Raw genomic sequence first — 14,268 nt, 5'->3', positions numbered from 1 at the left:
AATAAATAAAAGATCTATATCATTTAGTGCTCAATTGGGCTATACCTTATTGATATCCAAACCTGTACGCGCTGCAGACCGGGATACTAGTGAGGAAAAACAAAAGCTACCACTGCTCTAAGTCCCCAATCCGGTCTTACCTGCGATGGTCCGACTATGGGAATCAGAGGCATTAAGGCAAATTGTACAACTTGATTTCCTAATTTGGTTACCGCTCCTATTGAAGGATTCACGGAAATCAGGGTGGTATTGGCTGCCCAGTTTTGAGTGATCTCGGCATTCACCCCAAGGCTTGCTCCACTTTTGTAGCTGTGAGAAAGGAAAATCTGTGTATAGAACTGATTAACATCCTCACGGTTTTCGTTTCCTGCCACCGACCATATCTGATTGGCTATAAAACCTGCGGAAAGGCCTTTAGCCTGATGCATAATTAATACACTTGGCCCTACCCCTAATTTTTCAGTGCCTAAAAATTTATTGGTTGCGATAGGTGCTAAAATCGCCGGACCTGCTCCCCAGATAATTTTCTCGCTTTTGGGCGCAAAAAATGCTGTAATGGTAGCATCACTTAAACCAAACTCATGCGTACTTTCTCCTGTAATGTCTCTTTGGTCTACAACAGGAACAATATAACGGGTAATTAAATTTAAATTTTCACTTAGCTTGAAAGGAATGACGGGCTGTACATTCACAGTATATCTTGATCCGTTAAAAGGCCCGATGCCATAGCTAATATTATTCTGCAGGGGAACACTGATAAGATTTGCAACCGGATTGGCTAATTTATCGGCAAGTTCCTGTACATTGGAATCAGTTTTTTCTACTTCCTGTGCATGGGCAGCATAGTGAATAAAAAAAATAAAGATTAATACCAATGGTGATTTAAGATTTAAACGTGAGGGATGTTTCATATAATAAATTATTAATAAATTTATAGTGCAGGTCAAATTCAATCAATCTTTCATCAGTTTTTGCAATACCCTTAAGATTATGTATTCAATTTCTTATTCAAAAATGAGAAAGCTAAACCCGAAAAAAGTATTCTTAAGATAGTTTTTATCTTATGGAAACGATTAAAATCCGTTTTCAGATTCTGAAAGTCAAATTATCGACTTTCATAAGCTATTGCTGTCCCAATTTCAGTAAAAATAAGCAGGCCAATGCATAAAAAAACCCTTTACTTTTTACGGTAAAGGGTTTCGATTAAAATCTAATTATTGAGAACGTGTTTTGGTTAATTTTTAATTAGTTTTTGCTGATAAACTGCTTTATCAGTCGTAGCACGTAAGATGTACATCCCTTTCGGAAGTGCACTTACATTGATTTGTCCATTGTTATACTGAACGTTAATCAATTTTCCGGAAATATCATAAAGCGTAATATTTTTAACCTGTTCCTGAGTTTTGATATATAAAATATCAGTAACAGGATTAGGATACACTGCGAATTCCAATTTCTTAACCTCAGCAGTAGCCAGGACTGAAGCAGTAGCATTAACAACCAGTGTTTTTTCAACGATTTTTCCGTTTGAGTTAAAGCTGATCACGATATCGGAGGTTCCGTTTGCAACAGGAGTCAGGACCAGCTCTTCATTAGCATTAACAGAAGCGGTTACCACAGCAGGATTTGAGTTGGACTTCACCGATTTAAGAATTGCAGCAGATAAATTATCCGAATCAGAAACAATTGTCTTAAGATCAATGGATGTAGCAGTGCCAACGTTTACCTGAGAAGGGAAAGTATTGCTTACTACCGGTGCGCTGTTATCGGGGAATACGGCCAACGCCGGGAACCAGTAATAGTCATTTAATATTTTTGTATTGGTCAGAACACCTGTATTGTTAAAAGTATGAATCCAGTTTTTCTGATAATGGGCTCCGTAGCCGCTTTCTGTTGTATTCAAAATTAATTCGTCAGTAGAAGGGTTTACTCTTAATCCCGCACCGTAAGGAATCTGCTTATACGTCCCTGTCTGTCCTGGAATTGCGGCAAAGTTTTCGTTAAAAGTCTTCGTTGTCACATCAAATTTTACAATCTGTGTTCCGGAAGAAAAACTGTTGATGGAATTGATCCAGTATAAAGCATTCTGCTGGCTGCTGGCCGTTAAACTTCCTGCATTCCAGGCTCCCCAGGCTCCTAAATACTTGGTCGTCGGAATAGCATATTCTGTTTTTGCAAAAGTAACCGGATTGATATTCACGATCTTCTGATCCTGGATGGCCCAGACACTTCCGTCTTTAGCCTGCACAATGGAATGGAAAGCTCCTGAAATTGTATTCACCACAGTATCCGTATTGGGATCAATGACTAAAATTCCTACGGTCTGTTTTACGGCAAAGACGTATTGCTGCGTACGGATCATATTTCCGACCTGTCCTGCATACTGACTTCCGCCCCCGGTTGTAGGAATTAAATTTCCTACCTGTAAGTGATCAATATCAAAAATATAAATTCCGTTAGACGCTCCGATATATCCCTTATGTTCATTTACGCCTACGAAAGATCTTCCGTCTCCTCCACCGATATTATTGAATCCTGCAATCTTCTGCATCGTCTGTGCATTCGCGATCACCAGCCTTCCGCCCGGAGTATATTGTGTATCTCCGCCATCAGCAGCCTGCTTTGAGATAAAATAAAACTTGTCTCCGTAAATAGTTCCGTATTGCGTTGTCGCTCCAAAAGCCTGATTGTTATTGGCATTGCTGTATACTCTGTAATTTATATTCCCATTACTGTCAATGAAATTTACAGATCCGTTTGTATGTCCGTACCATTCTTCGTTCACCATAAAATAGCCGTTGGTAAAATTGGTCGAGGCAATATAAGGTGAAACGGCTGTCATGGTTGAAGAAATAGGGAAATCTGCAAAACCGGCATTGAAGTTCCAGACATCCCAGGATCCGTTTACTAAAACACGGCTGGAAGCTCCTGCTCCGGAATATCCGAAATCAGGATCTGCAGGATCTTTTACCCAATACGCCCAATATCCGTTGGTAGCCCATCCGGATTGCCAGTGATCGTTAGCATCCGCAGCAGTATAATCATCAAAATCATAAGCTGTCGTGTTGACGATTCCGTCAACCGGATAATACGGGTACGTAACATTCCCGTTTTTGTACAGGGCATTAGCGTTGGCGCCGTTCAGGTCAAAGCCAAGTCCGCCGACTGCCGATCCGAACTGTGTTCCCTGATACAGCAGGGAGAAAAACCTGTGATCTGCTTTTGCGATAGCTTTTAACATATCTTCACCGGTAGCAGAACCGTTCCATCTGAATCCCCAAACGATGGCATCAGGATTCTTGCTGTCATTCCACTGAACAGCGAAAGCCGCCTGGTTTGTTCCGGTACCTACCCAATACTGAATATCGGAAAAATTAATAGTTGCTGCATTCTTATGGGCAGAATTCAGCTGAATATCATTCCGGGGCACGCCCTGTACTTTAATCTGCGCATGGGTGAAGAATGCGAAGAGAAAAAAGCTCATTAAAAGATAAAACTTTTTCATTTTTTTATTGATTTAAATATTGTTGTTAAATTTTAATTCAGATGTAAATCATAGGCTCCGGCTACTTCGGTAGAAACTTCACCCAGCCATCCAGCTTCCTGATTGATTCCGGTGTACACTTTTACAAAATCAATCCCCGGAAGTTTTACATACTTGCCGTTTTTGTCGACAGCCCAGGAGATATCAATATTAGATGCGTCGTCATTATTGGGTGCATTATCGGCATATCCGAAGTCATAAGATTTTCCTACCCAATACGATCCCGTTCCGCTCTGATCATAAAAATTGTTCTGAAGTTTTGTTCCCGAAAAACCGTACGAGCTATCTGTAAGCCATAACGGATAATAGCTTTGCCCATGAAAGGTATTTTTTGTTTTAAATCCTGAATTCCCTAAATTATCCTCCCATTTGATATATTCGGTATCGGTCTGCCAAAACTCATTTCCCGGAACGGGAATCTTATTTTCATTGGGTTTAAAGTAAGTGATGCTGTAATTTTTTACGGTTGTATTTTTAAAATATTCGCTGCCGGCAATTTCGTACCATTCGTCTTCATCGGGTTTTCCGTTTTTGTTTCTGTCGTAGGCTACCACTATAATTCCAGGCTCACAAGATCCCGAACGGGGCTGGCTGGTATCATTTCCCCAAAAGGCATTTCCGAGAATTTTAAAATCTTTACCGTTCATATTGGGAATGGTATGGTCAAAACCGAAAGTAACAGAGCCGCCATATCCTCCCAGCGTGATCATGGTGGAGTTTCCGCCGATTAAAGATGTTTTGGCTTTCTGAAGCATATCAACGGATGTATTTCCCGCTGTATATTCCGGAACTTCATTGATAAACTGGCCTACTGCCGGACGAAAATCTAAAACATCAGAAATATATTTGCTGTAATTTCCGGCTTCATGGCTGACAATTATTTTAGACTGGTAGGTTTTTACACCTCCGCTGCTTTCTATCTTTAATGTTAAAGGATAGGTTTTCACAACAGGACTGATGAAATCCAGCTCAGCATTCTGAGAGATCACAGAATCATTAATGCTCCAGGTAAAGGTTCCTCCCGCTTTCGGATTTATATTCAGTACTTTGAAACGGTTTATCGTATAAGATTCTTCAAGACCGGTAAAGTTTGAGGTATCTTCATCTTCTCTGTCGCTTTTGCACCCAACTACTGTTGCTACAGTAAGGGCGAGAAAAGTGGTTTTTATTACGTTAAAAGTTTTTCTTTCCATTTTTCAAATTCAGTTTATTTATACAAAAAGGTGAAATGGGCTGGGATATTTCCGCCTTCGGTTTTCCATTTAAATTGCCCGTTTTTATCAAAACAATACACAAAACCGGTGGATACATAATTTCGGGCATCCGTAATGTAAATATCTTCAGAGATTGGGTTCACAGCTATTCCGTAAGGTGTTTTTATAGCATCTACGTACTCCTGGCCAATGATCTTATTGGAAATAATTTCCTCGGTTTTTACATCAATGATTCCGAATGATTTTTTGTAGGTGTGCGTATTGTAATTAAACTCGTTCGCATAATAATAAAGTTTGTCATTCACGATTGTCATTTCGCTTACTGAAAGATGGAAATCTTTTTTGACGGTGCCTGTTGCCGCATCTATTAAGAATAAACTGGAAGGAACGGTATAATAATCTCCCCTGGACGTCACATACAAATCTCCGTAATTGTCCTTCTTCATCCGGTGAAGATTGATAGCCACATCTATTTTCTTTGTTTCCTTAAAAGTAGTAAGATCGACTACGGAAACCGTGCGGTCATAGTTCGGGAATTTATACCCTCCGGAATTGGCTACAAAAAGCTGGTTTCCCACCATCTGCATTTCTTCAGGCTGATATCCTACGACGACTTCTCTCTGAATATTCAGCGAAGCGGTATCGATTTCCACTACTTTTCCCAATGGAGCATTAGGATCTATAGAAACCGGACCTGCATAGCTTGAAGCGTAGGCTTTTCCGTTTTTAAATGTAATGTAACGGCAGTTCTGAAGATCGATCGATTTGATACGTTTCGCAGTTTTGGCGTCCATCACCTCTATTTTATTGGAAACATTCACCACTGCATACAGCTTGCTTCCGTAGATTTGGATATCGTTTCCAACGTCGCCAAGCTCTTTTACAACATTCGGATTGATTTCAGCATAGATATTCCGGTGATAGGTTCCTGTTGTATAATCGAAAAAGTCCAAAGTACATTTGTTGCTTCCCATGTTTCCTTCGTTCAGGACATAAAAACCTTTTATTGCCGTATTCTCCGGTTGGGCAAGTCCCGGAACCGTTTCTTCACGGGGAATATATTCATCCGTTCTACATGAAACCAATGAAAATAATACACCGATAAAAAGATAAAAGTTTAATTTTTTCATAATATAAAACTTACGATGAGTTTAAAATTTCTTCCGGGCATCGGATAATTCAGTACCACATCATAATATTGATTGAAAACATTATTCACCTCAACACTTGCCTTAAACTGATGCTCTCTCCACTTAATATTTTTCTGAACCGACAAATCATGCGTATACCAAGGCTGGATATAGTTGTACTGAATATTATTTTGTTGTCCGTCGTAACGCTCTCCTACATACACAAAGCTGTAATTGAAACTCCAGTCTTTGTAATCCGCCATCATCACAAAGTTTCCGCTGTGCCAAGGTGTGTAAGGAATCTGATCTCCGAAATAAGATTCGTTTCTGTCCGAAAAATCTCTTGCTCTTTGAAAAGTATAATTCATCTGAGGTTTTAACGTCACTTTCCCCAATTGAAGATCGGCCTGAACATGAACATCTGTTCCCAAGATCTCAACATTACCAAGATTCATCATAGTCCATCGGAATAAATTTCCTGTCGGAGCTGCAATGATTTTATTTTCAACTTTATTGAAATAACCATCCGCTTTAGCATAGATTAATTTTAAAAATCTTCCTGAAAATTGTTTTTCATAAGTCAAACCCAGATTATATTGATTGGTAAATTCGGGTTTCAGGGCTGTATTTCCAATAACCGTATAATAAAAATCATTAAAAGTCGGCATCCTAAAAATTCTTTTATAAAAAGCTCTTACCGTAAGATTTTTGTTTGAAAAAGGGTTATAAGACAGAAAAGCTGCAGGCGTCCATTCTCTCTTGTCGGGTGATTTTGAATTCTTTTCTACTTCTTCCGAAACAAAAGTTCCCAAAACACTTCCTAAGAATTTTAATCTTCCTAATTGATACGTCGTTGCGAAAGCTACCAAAGAAGTATATCGTTTAGGATAGGAAAAATTGACCAAATTCGCATCCAGATTATTAAACTGGAAATCTGCACTCGCACTTACATCCCAATCTTTGGTAATCGAATAAACATTGGAAGAAGAAACATAAAACTCTCGCTGAACATATATATTACGAACTGGAAAATCTGTTTCCGTAGAAAGAGTGTCTGAATAAAAAGTATAATCGTAAGCAAATTTTGCTTTAAGCTGAGTTTCAAATTTTGGAAATATTTTTTTCCTTAAACTTCCCTGAACAAAATAATTCTCGTCTCTCAAACGCTGTCCACGACTGCCGAAACGATTGTTTACAATGGCTGCGGGAATTCCCCGATCAGACAAATATCCGTATCCTCTCAACGTCCATTCTCCGTCTTTCAGTTTTCCGTTAAGCGAAGTTTCAAAACGTTTCGATTTTATATCAGAATCAAATCTTTTAGCAATAGTGTCATTGGCAACCTGTCCGTCAGGATACTTCTTTTTATACCTGAATTTGTAAATTCCGTCACTCTGCAAAAATTCAGAACTAAAGCTCGCTGAAATTTTATCAGAAATTTTCTGTTCCAGACGAAAAGAAGGATTAAAAAGATCAATCGAACTATTCTTAAATTTAACAACCAAATTTGTCTTTCTGTTTCCTTTAAAACTTGGAATTTTCGGTTGTAAGTAAATAGAACCCGAAGAACCGAAATCTTTCGCAGGTTGAAAAATTTCACTCTTTTGTCCGTTATACAACGAAATTTCCTCAAGATCATCCAACGAATACCTTCCCAAATCCACAATCCCGTTTTGTGCATTACCGATTTGGATTCCGTCGTAAAAGACACCGACATGCTGGCTTCCCATACTTCGGATATTGATGGTTTTCAAACCTCCTATTCCACCGTAATCTTTGATCTGAATTCCGGCAAAATATCGTAAGGCATCCGCAACGGACTGGCTATTCAATCGATCCAGCTGTTCACCCGATAAAACCTGTGCAGGAAGGATTTCTTTAAAATTTTTCTTTTTAATATGAACAGGAATGATCGTCTGTTCCTTTACCGTATCTTTCTTCGATTGTGAAAATATAAGGGTAGCCGTTAACACAAATACTGTGAAAACAACCTTCTGAAGTTGAGATGTAAAAAATGTTGTCACCATTAGCTCATTTAGAATAATGATGACGCCAATGGATATAAGAATACAACGACTGAGCACAGCTGTAAACTGCACAAAATCAATGATGTCCTAAGCTTTATTCCACGAAAGCGTCAAACGTTAAATCTTCTGGCAGGTCTTCTGACTTACTCCGTTTCTGAAATCCTTCCCATTAAATAACAGTGGATATCATCTTCAAAAACTTGTTTAGTGGAGCTTACAGCAGCGGGTCTGTTCCGGATTTTCACCGGATTCCCTTTTAAGCGCTTTTTACGGCTCACCAGATTGCGGCAAAGATAGAAAATAAATCATAGAATAAAAATTTAATTTAATTCTATGATTTTCAATTAAATACTTTAAAAATAAATTTTATAATTTCCCACAGATTCCACGGATTTTCACAGATGATAAGGTATATTTTTCGCTTTTTAAATTAATAATTAAAAAAATCTGTGTAATCTGTGGGAAACAAAAGCACTTTCTAAATTCCAAAATTTAAGAAAATACTAAATCGGGATCTTGCTTCAATATCTCCTCCTGCCAAATTGGAATATGCAGGAAGCATGACCTCACTTCCCAAACTGAATTTTCCGTAGGAAGCCTCAAATCCGAGCTTTCCGTATAATGCACTTCCTGCGGTATTGGGCAATGCTTCGCCAAATTGTCTGTTTGTATCGTAAACTTCTCCCTGCAAACCTATTTTGCCGGACAAAAGAGTTTTGTCACCGGACAGAATCTGATAAAATCCTGTCGTCGCATAGTTCCATTGATTTCCGAAACGGTAATCCTTTTTGTTTTCAGTTTTTATGGTATAATCTGTATTCACCAGAAGAGCCAGTTTATTTTTTTGAAATTTATAATTCAAAACCATCTGATAATCCCAACTCCCTGTTCCCAGCTGAAAACTTGGATTGACTCCCGAAACGCCTTTTTCATCAAATTTTCCCAACGGAACTTTTACCCCAAGTCCTCCATTGAACTGATGCAGATTATCTTTTGAACTGAAGAGCTGATAAATTCCCATCAGGTTCAGATCTCCGATTCCATGGATTGTAAGATCTCCCTGCGTGGTCTGCTTTTCATGAAAATGAAACGGCAGGCTTCCATACATACTCAGTTTTTGCGTCAAGGGAATTTTACCCCAAAGCTGAATGGTATTAAAATATTGGTCCTGCGTCAAATCTTTTACAAATAGGTTTTCTTTTGCCTTATAATGCTGGGCAAAATATTTAATCCCGATAAACTGAGGATTGAGTAACGATTCAAAACCGGACGACCCGTTGCCTGCGGCACATCCGCAGGCATCACAATCCTCAAAAAGCATGGGATTAGAAACCGCAGGAATATAGAGACTGTCAATGATAATTTCAGCCTGACTTACATGAAATAATGTCAGGCTTATGATTAAAAATATCTTCTTCATGTTCAATAAATTATTCCGCAAATTTTGGATCATTAATAAAGTTCTTGTCAGACAACGTTTTCAAAAAGGTAATAATGAATTGTTTTTCCTGGGCATTCATCGCAATTCCGACATGTCCGTTTTGCGTTAGCTGAGAATCAAGATTAGGATTATCTTCAACGTTATCCGAGTAAAAATCAAGCACCGCTTTTAACGTATAGAACCTTCCGTCATGCATGTAGGGTGCCGTATATTCCACATTTCGCAGACCTGGAACCCGGAATTTCATCCAATCACTTTGGTCGAGTGTTACGCGGTAACGTCCGGCATCTTTGAACTGCATATTGTAATACATCCCGGTATTTCTGAAACTTTCATCCGAAAAAAGGGGTCCGCTGTGACAGGAGGCACATTTCTGCTGAAACAAACCCATTCCCTGAGCTTCTTCTGAGGTAAAATTTTCTTTTCCCTGTTTTACACGGTCATATTTAGCATCTGCAGAAATCATCGTCGCCATAAATTGTGATAATGCTTTCAGTATTCTTTCGCCTGTAATATTTTCGTCTCCATATGCAGATCTGAATAATTTTTTATACTTAGAATCTGTCTTAAGCTTTGAAATTACTTCGGGCATTGAACTATCCATTTCATCTTCGTTGGTTATGGGAATGACCGGCTGTTCATTTAAATTGTGAATAACTCCATCCCACATGTACCGTTTTAGAAAAGCCATATTCTGGATCGCCGGCGCATTTCGTATTCCGGTCCTGTCGTCCACTCCATGACTGACCGTATGTCCGTGATGGGTAAATGCATTTTCCTGAATATGACAAAATCCACATGAAATGGTATTATTTCGTGAAAGTTTTCCTTCATAGAATAGTTTTCTTCCCAGTTCCACCCCATTTTTGGTTATGGGATTACCTGACTGATCGAAAGTCATTTCCGGAAAGTATGACGGAAAGGACAGGTTGTAGATCTCATCTTTTTCCAATGGCTCCATCACCTCCTCTGAACATGCCACAAAATTTAAAAGAGAAAGCAGGAGTACTCCTGTTTTATATATTTTAATCATTGTGTACATGGTCTACGGTAAACATTTTTGTCAGATTATCGGTAACCTTGACCAAATGCTGGCCGGATCCCATCATCATGTCGTTTGCTGAGGTTAGGAACAGCAAATTTCCCCCACTCAAATATTGATTAAAATCTGCAAGAATATGAATAGAAGGGGTAATATTGCTGGTCACCCTTGCCGTGGACGGGAGATTTAAGGTAATTTCCCTGTAAAGGTCCGGTGTTCCGTTGGCTGTAACATTCCCCATATTTCCGGTATGATTCATAAATTCCGTACCGGGAGAATTTGTTCCGTATTTCCCTTCCAGCTTTACAAAAATGTAACCGGCCGCCCAGGACCATGACATTCCTTTGGCTTTAGCCTTATTCCAGAATTCGGCCTGTCCGTCGTGCCCCAGGAGATAAGCGTTCTGACTGATGCCCAATCCGAATTTTATTTTTTTATAATTGTTTTTCGGAATTTCTTTTAGATTGAGATAGATAATTCCGGCTACGGCATCTGCCTGGTCTACGATGAAGGCACCTTTATCGGGATTATTTTCATTGTATTTGAACTCATTTCCTTTTTCATCGATCAGACTGATGTTACTGATCACATATTTCAGTGCAGAAAACTGATGTTTTTGTCCCTGCGAAGAGGTTTGTGTAGTTTGATTCAGAACAATATCTCCAAGATTATTGAATCCGTTTTCAAATTTAAGCTGAAGATTTCCGGGAGTTTCATTCGCGAAGTCTTCCCTGTCACTATTACGACAAGAGGTCAAAGCGAAAAAAGTGAAGGCAATATAAAGTAATGATAAAAATTTATAAATTTTCATTGTTGATTTTTTAGTGATATGTATAATGAGGTGCCCCCATCGCGATAGGGATGGTAGCGGTTATCCTTTTTTGGATTCTGACAGAGGAAGAATCTGAAAAAGATATGAGCGGACAGCCCGACCCGGGTGCTGGAAAAGCCGGGAGAGGGGATCGCCCTAACGATAAAATATCCTAAAAAACCGGTGGCCGGAAAATATTTTTCAGAAACAGAAAGGAATAATCTGTTTTATACGTGAATTTAAAATCGGCGAGAAAGGATTTCTCTGTAACCTGAATTTCCGTATTGTCGGGCAGAACATAAACATCCAGTAATTTCTGTCCCGGATTTTTTGTTTTATTTACAGGTGAAGGATCTGTATCATGGGTTTTTGCAATTTCTTTGCTGACATAACATTTTCCATTACAATGAAGGTCAGGATTGTTTTTGTTGATACATAACACTTGTGAAATATACTCATAATTTACAGCATATTCCACCAGCGGTACCAGAGGCCTGAATACCACAAATAAGGTGAGGAATATGCTGCAAATAAAGTTCATGAATTATTTTTTGCTGGTAGCTTCTTCGTATCTTCTGCTGATCTCCTTCCAGTTGGTAACGTTCCAGATCGCCGTTAAATAATCTGCTCTCTTATTCTGATATTTCAGATAATAGGCATGTTCCCATACATCGATCCCGAAGATAGGCGTTCCTTTTTCTTCTACCACGTCCATTAAAGGATTGTCCTGGTTAGGTGTGGAAGAAACGAATAATTTTCCGCTTTTATCTACCGAAAGCCATGCCCAGCCTGAACCAAACCGGTCGGCTCCCGCTTTGCTCATTTTCTCCTTAAATGCATCCATACTTCCAAAAGAGGCGTTAATGGCTTTTGTCAGTTTTTCAGAGGGCTTTGTATTTTTCTCAGGAGTAAGAACGGTCCAGAATAATTCGTGGTTGTAATGCCCTCCCGCGTTGTTTCTTACAGCCGCCGGCAGCTTCGAAGCATTCGACATGATCTGGAACAGGGTCTGCTTTTCCTGTGGAGTTCCTGCGATAGCTTTATTCAGGTTGGCAACATAGGCTGCTGCATGTTTTGAATAGTGAATTTCCATGGTCTGCGCATCGATATTCCCTTCCAATGCATTATAGGCATAAGGTAAAGGATTTTGTTTAAACTGTGCCAACGCAAACTGCGCTGCCAATACTGCACTTAAAGCAGCTACTTTCATAATCTTCATAACGTCTTGTTTTTTGTGGTTTGTATATGGGCAGGAATCCTGAATTGAAAGACTTTTTTCCGGGTATGAGAACCAGCTTCTCTCTTCATCTTCCTGCATTTTATTTTAATAATTTCTTAATATCTTCGATTAACATTTCCCGGTCGGGATGATATTTACCTGTGAGCTTGGGGGTTTTGCCTTCAGCATCCTCATAGTTTAATCCTGAGTAGTACAGAATCGGCATATTATCCTTATTGTACCGGCAGCGGATATTACCGTCCTTGTCGACAAGGGCAATCATACCGCTGTGGTTCAGGCTTTCGCCTTCATCTTCTTTGTCACCTACATAAATATTAAACTGATCTGCAATATTTCCGATATACGCTCTGTCTCCCGTTAAAAAATGCCAGTTGGGAGATTTCGCCCCAATTCTTTCAGCATGTTGTTTTAATAATCGGGGGGTATCGTTTTCGGGATCGATACTGATGGAGATAATTCCGAAATCAGGATCGTTTATTTCGTCCTCGATGGCCCTCATATTGGTATTCATGACGGGACAAATCGTGGGGCATCTGCTGAAGAAAAACTCAACGAGGTATACTTTCCCAAGCATCTGTTTACTGGTGATCTTTTTGTTATTCTGATCCGTCAGCTCAAAATCCGGAACTTTCATTACGGTATACAGACTTTTCTTAAAATAACCCATCCCTATACCTATTCCCAGGAAAAGCAATGCAATAACCGCAATGGGGACAATGATTTTGCTTCTGGAATTATCTGGTTTTTTATTTTTGGGCATATTTCTCAGGATTTTTCTTGAATTCGTCTTTACAGTAAGCACTGCAAAAACCGTACGTTTTATTTTTATAGACTGCCGTATCTTTCATACCGGGTTCTGTTGGCATATGACAAATCGGATCGGCAGCGTTCGCAAATTTCAGTTTTTGGACCTTTGATTTTGCAGAGGTATCTGATTTTTTATGCTTTACTTTAGGCGTTTCCTGGGCACAGGCCATCAGCGAAACCGACAATAATGCCGTTAAAATAATTTTTGATTTCATTTTATTAAATGGTAATTAATAATGGTATTGAATAAAAACAGATTGTTTCTTAAACTAAATTTAATATTGATCCTTTAAATGAAAGCCGCAAAGCTTTGCCTGACTCAGTATCCACCAAGTTGTTAATATTCACTAAGCTTATTGATATTCATTTAACCGGAAATTTAGTTTAAATCTACTAAGTTAAAGGAGGATGGAATATTCTGGAAAAATATTCTGAGGTGTTAAAATCAATATAATCCGGGACCGGATTTTTTACAGGAATATCCAATTGGTTTTTATCTGAAAAAAACAGGATTTCATTGGAAACGAAAACATCCAATCCCGCAATTTTTACATTTGAATTGCTGTTGGATTGCTTTTCTGTTTTTGCCAGTTCTTTTTCCACATAGCATTTTCCTTTACAGGTCGACTGGGGAATATTTCTGTTTTCACAAAGATTTTTCACGATATAACCGTAATTCACAGCATAGTTAATGAGCGGCAGTACCGGACGTAATGCAATGGTGAAAATAACAAATATGGTAATGAAAAATTTCAACTGTACTTCTGTTCTGCAAATATACTGCTGAAATTGTTTTTACCAATCGATTATGATGAAAGTCATTTTAATTTAATTCTATCTGCCTTACGGATGATTTGTTAATTGAGAATAAATGGAATCATCAGCATGATCTGTGGAATCTGCGGGAGATGATTACGTTTAGCTAAAGCCGGATTGTATTTATTCTAACAAAAAGAAGGTGTATCACAACTAAATGATGTGGGTTGAGAATCGTTTAAACGAAAACCCTGCT

At 38.8% G+C, this 14,268-nt stretch carries 13 protein-coding genes and 1 riboswitch; all 13 genes read right to left on the bottom strand.

Annotation, left to right across the window (positions count from 1 at the left end; translation table 11 throughout):
• Nucleotides 1-86: 86 nt before the first annotated feature.
• Nucleotides 87-911 carry a hypothetical protein gene (locus ODZ84_RS16020; protein ID WP_266173428.1) on the bottom strand — a complete coding sequence of 275 codons (825 nt, stop codon included), beginning with the start codon at nt 909-911 and terminating at the stop codon, nt 87-89.
• Nucleotides 912-1,234: 323 nt separating this feature from the next.
• Nucleotides 1,235-3,505: a T9SS type A sorting domain-containing protein gene (locus tag ODZ84_RS16015; protein ID WP_266173427.1), complete on the bottom strand. Its 2,271-nt coding sequence runs from the start codon at nt 3,503-3,505 to the stop codon at nt 1,235-1,237.
• A gap of 32 nt (nt 3,506-3,537) precedes the next feature.
• Nucleotides 3,538-4,737, bottom strand: coding sequence for a cell surface protein (locus ODZ84_RS16010; protein WP_266173426.1), 1,200 nt, complete (start codon nt 4,735-4,737; stop codon nt 3,538-3,540).
• Nucleotides 4,738-4,751: 14 nt separating this feature from the next.
• On the bottom strand, nt 4,752-5,888 hold the full coding sequence (locus ODZ84_RS16005; protein ID WP_266173425.1) for a YncE family protein: 1,137 nt from the start codon (nt 5,886-5,888) through the stop codon (nt 4,752-4,754).
• Nucleotides 5,885-7,915 (bottom strand): TonB-dependent receptor plug domain-containing protein, encoded by a 2,031-nt coding sequence (locus ODZ84_RS16000; protein ID WP_266173424.1) that lies wholly within the window; start codon nt 7,913-7,915, stop codon nt 5,885-5,887. Before ODZ84_RS16000 ends, ODZ84_RS16005 begins: the two co-directional genes overlap by 4 nt.
• Nucleotides 7,916-8,026: 111 nt before the next feature.
• A riboswitch (cobalamin riboswitch) is annotated at nt 8,027-8,212 on the bottom strand.
• A 181-nt stretch (nt 8,213-8,393) separates the two neighbouring features.
• Nucleotides 8,394-9,335, bottom strand: a complete 942-nt coding sequence (locus ODZ84_RS15995) for a transporter (RefSeq protein ID WP_266173423.1) — start codon at nt 9,333-9,335, stop codon at nt 8,394-8,396.
• 10 nt (nt 9,336-9,345) lie between these two features.
• On the bottom strand, nt 9,346-10,389 hold the full coding sequence (locus ODZ84_RS15990) for a cytochrome-c peroxidase (protein ID WP_266173422.1): 1,044 nt from the start codon (nt 10,387-10,389) through the stop codon (nt 9,346-9,348).
• Nucleotides 10,382-11,209, bottom strand: coding sequence for an MbnP family protein (locus tag ODZ84_RS15985; RefSeq protein WP_266173421.1), 828 nt, complete (start codon nt 11,207-11,209; stop codon nt 10,382-10,384). Before ODZ84_RS15985 ends, ODZ84_RS15990 begins: the two co-directional genes overlap by 8 nt.
• Nucleotides 11,210-11,381: 172 nt before the next feature.
• On the bottom strand, nt 11,382-11,750 hold the full coding sequence (locus tag ODZ84_RS15980; protein ID WP_266173420.1) for a hypothetical protein: 369 nt from the start codon (nt 11,748-11,750) through the stop codon (nt 11,382-11,384).
• Between the two features lie 3 nt (nt 11,751-11,753).
• A complete protein-coding gene (locus tag ODZ84_RS15975; RefSeq protein WP_408612438.1) occupies nt 11,754-12,419 on the bottom strand; it encodes a superoxide dismutase in 666 nt (221 codons plus the stop codon).
• Between the two features lie 109 nt (nt 12,420-12,528).
• Entirely contained in the window at nt 12,529-13,209 is a 681-nt protein-coding gene (locus ODZ84_RS15970; RefSeq protein ID WP_266173419.1) for an SCO family protein, read from the bottom strand.
• Nucleotides 13,196-13,471 (bottom strand): YHS domain-containing protein, encoded by a 276-nt coding sequence (locus tag ODZ84_RS15965; RefSeq protein WP_266173418.1) that lies wholly within the window; start codon nt 13,469-13,471, stop codon nt 13,196-13,198. The genes ODZ84_RS15970 and ODZ84_RS15965 overlap by 14 nt, the downstream gene beginning before the upstream one ends.
• Before the next feature lie 178 nt (nt 13,472-13,649).
• The gene (locus ODZ84_RS15960; protein WP_266173417.1) at nt 13,650-14,012 is read right to left on the bottom strand and encodes a hypothetical protein; all 363 of its coding nucleotides are present in this window, start codon (nt 14,010-14,012) and stop codon (nt 13,650-13,652) included.
• Between the last annotated feature and the right edge of the window lie 256 nt (nt 14,013-14,268).

The sequence above is a fragment of the Chryseobacterium fluminis genome (assembly GCF_026314945.1).
Classification (GTDB): domain Bacteria; phylum Bacteroidota; class Bacteroidia; order Flavobacteriales; family Weeksellaceae; genus Chryseobacterium; species Chryseobacterium fluminis.
The sequence above is the reverse complement of the archived record's forward strand: the minus strand, read 5'-3'. Positions and strand labels throughout refer to the sequence as shown.

What these genes read in the sequence shown, in the direction of transcription:
- ODZ84_RS16020 (WP_266173428.1), bottom strand. Translation starts at nt 911, where the DNA reads ATGAAACATCCCTCACGTTTAAATCTTAAATCACCATTGGTATTAATC.
- ODZ84_RS16015 (WP_266173427.1), bottom strand. Translation starts at nt 3,505, where the DNA reads ATGAAAAAGTTTTATCTTTTAATGAGCTTTTTTCTCTTCGCATTCTTC.
- ODZ84_RS16010 (WP_266173426.1), bottom strand. Translation starts at nt 4,737, where the DNA reads ATGGAAAGAAAAACTTTTAACGTAATAAAAACCACTTTTCTCGCCCTT.
- ODZ84_RS16005 (WP_266173425.1), bottom strand. Translation starts at nt 5,888, where the DNA reads ATGAAAAAATTAAACTTTTATCTTTTTATCGGTGTATTATTTTCATTG.
- ODZ84_RS16000 (WP_266173424.1), bottom strand. Translation starts at nt 7,915, where the DNA reads ATGGTGACAACATTTTTTACATCTCAACTTCAGAAGGTTGTTTTCACA.
- ODZ84_RS15995 (WP_266173423.1), bottom strand. Translation starts at nt 9,335, where the DNA reads ATGAAGAAGATATTTTTAATCATAAGCCTGACATTATTTCATGTAAGT.
- ODZ84_RS15990 (WP_266173422.1), bottom strand. Translation starts at nt 10,389, where the DNA reads ATGATTAAAATATATAAAACAGGAGTACTCCTGCTTTCTCTTTTAAAT.
- ODZ84_RS15985 (WP_266173421.1), bottom strand. Translation starts at nt 11,209, where the DNA reads ATGAAAATTTATAAATTTTTATCATTACTTTATATTGCCTTCACTTTT.
- ODZ84_RS15980 (WP_266173420.1), bottom strand. Translation starts at nt 11,750, where the DNA reads ATGAACTTTATTTGCAGCATATTCCTCACCTTATTTGTGGTATTCAGG.
- ODZ84_RS15975 (WP_408612438.1), bottom strand. Translation starts at nt 12,419, where the DNA reads ATGAAAGTAGCTGCTTTAAGTGCAGTATTGGCAGCGCAGTTTGCGTTG.
- ODZ84_RS15970 (WP_266173419.1), bottom strand. Translation starts at nt 13,209, where the DNA reads ATGCCCAAAAATAAAAAACCAGATAATTCCAGAAGCAAAATCATTGTC.
- ODZ84_RS15965 (WP_266173418.1), bottom strand. Translation starts at nt 13,471, where the DNA reads ATGAAATCAAAAATTATTTTAACGGCATTATTGTCGGTTTCGCTGATG.